General features: G+C 59.5%; 1 protein-coding gene and 1 riboswitch (1 of these 2 only partly in view). The gene reads right to left on the reverse strand.

All coding sequences use genetic code 11. The features are described from left to right. Positions 1-1,100: phosphomethylpyrimidine synthase ThiC (locus ACIOVB_RS21265; RefSeq protein ID WP_401271076.1), on the reverse strand; the 1,100-nt coding region annotated here is incomplete at its 3' end. 146 nt (positions 1,101-1,246) lie between these two features. Continuing rightward, positions 1,247-1,308, reverse strand: a riboswitch (TPP riboswitch) (it continues 162 nt past the right edge of the window).

The following is a 1,308-nucleotide window of genomic DNA, read 5'->3' on the forward strand; positions in this document are numbered from 1 at the left end:
TAGAGGAAGTTTTCTTTGTGGTGCGCCAGGCACCACTTGGCCATGATCGAGCCGCCACGGGAAACAATGCCGGTCACGCGTTTGGCGGTCAGCGGCACGTAGCGCAACAACACGCCAGCGTGGATGGTGAAGTAGTCGACGCCCTGCTCCGCCTGCTCGATCAGCGTGTCACGGAACAGCTCCCAGGTCAGGTCTTCAGCAGCGCCGCCGACTTTTTCCAGAGCTTGGTAAATCGGCACGGTACCGATCGGCACTGGCGAGTTGCGGATGATCCACTCGCGGGTTTCGTGAATGTGTTTGCCGGTGGACAAGTCCATGACCGTGTCCGAGCCCCAACGAATGCCCCAGGTCAGTTTCGCCACTTCTTCTTCGATGGACGAACCCAGTGCGCTGTTGCCGATGTTGCCGTTGATCTTCACCAGGAAGTTACGGCCGATGATCATCGGTTCCAGTTCGGTGTGGTTGATGTTGGCCGGAATGATCGCGCGGCCACGGGCAATTTCTTCACGGACGAATTCAGGGGTGATGATTTTCGGCACGCTGGCGCCGAAGCTGTGCCCGGCGTGTTGCTGGTCCAGCAGCCCGGCGGCGCGAGCCACTTCGAGCTTCATGTTTTCGCGGATGGCGACGTATTCCATCTCGGCGGTAATGATGCCCTTGCGTGCATAGTGCATTTGGCTGACGTTGGCCCCTGCCTTGGCGCGGCGCGGGTTGTTGACGTGGGCGAAACGCAGCTTGGTCAGCTCGGCGTCAGCCAGGCGTTCCTGGCCAAAATTGGAACTCAAGCCAGGCAGGCGCTCGGTATCACCACGGGATTCGATCCACGCCGAGCGCACATCGCCCAAGCCTTTGCGCACGTCGATGATGACGTTGGGATCGGTGTACGGGCCTGAGGTGTCGTACACGACGACCGGCGCGTTGATCTCGCCGCCGAAGTCGGTCGGGGTCACGTCGAGGCTGATTTCGCGCATCGGCACGAGGATGTCCGGGCGAGAACCCTGAACGTAGACCTTTTGCGAACGGGTGAACGGCTTGACCGATTGTTCGTCGACCTTGGCCGAATCGCTCAGGTTGATCGCGTTTTTAGATTTTGTAGTCATCACGGGCTCTCCAGACAGCATCCAGGCAGTGGATTGTCGGAGCAGAACCTGAAAGGCACGGACGCACCAGGACTGGTGCTGTGCATCGTCGTCGAGCGTTCGATTGTCGAACAATTTCCCGGACGAAGCACAAGAGGACTCGCCGGGTGACGAGAAATCTTGTTCCCTACGCAGGCGCTAACCTGATCAGGTTCAACGGGATCCGAGA

The sequence above is a fragment of the Pseudomonas sp. NPDC087639 genome (assembly GCF_044743385.1).
Taxonomy (GTDB): Bacteria; Pseudomonadota; Gammaproteobacteria; order Pseudomonadales; family Pseudomonadaceae; genus Aquipseudomonas.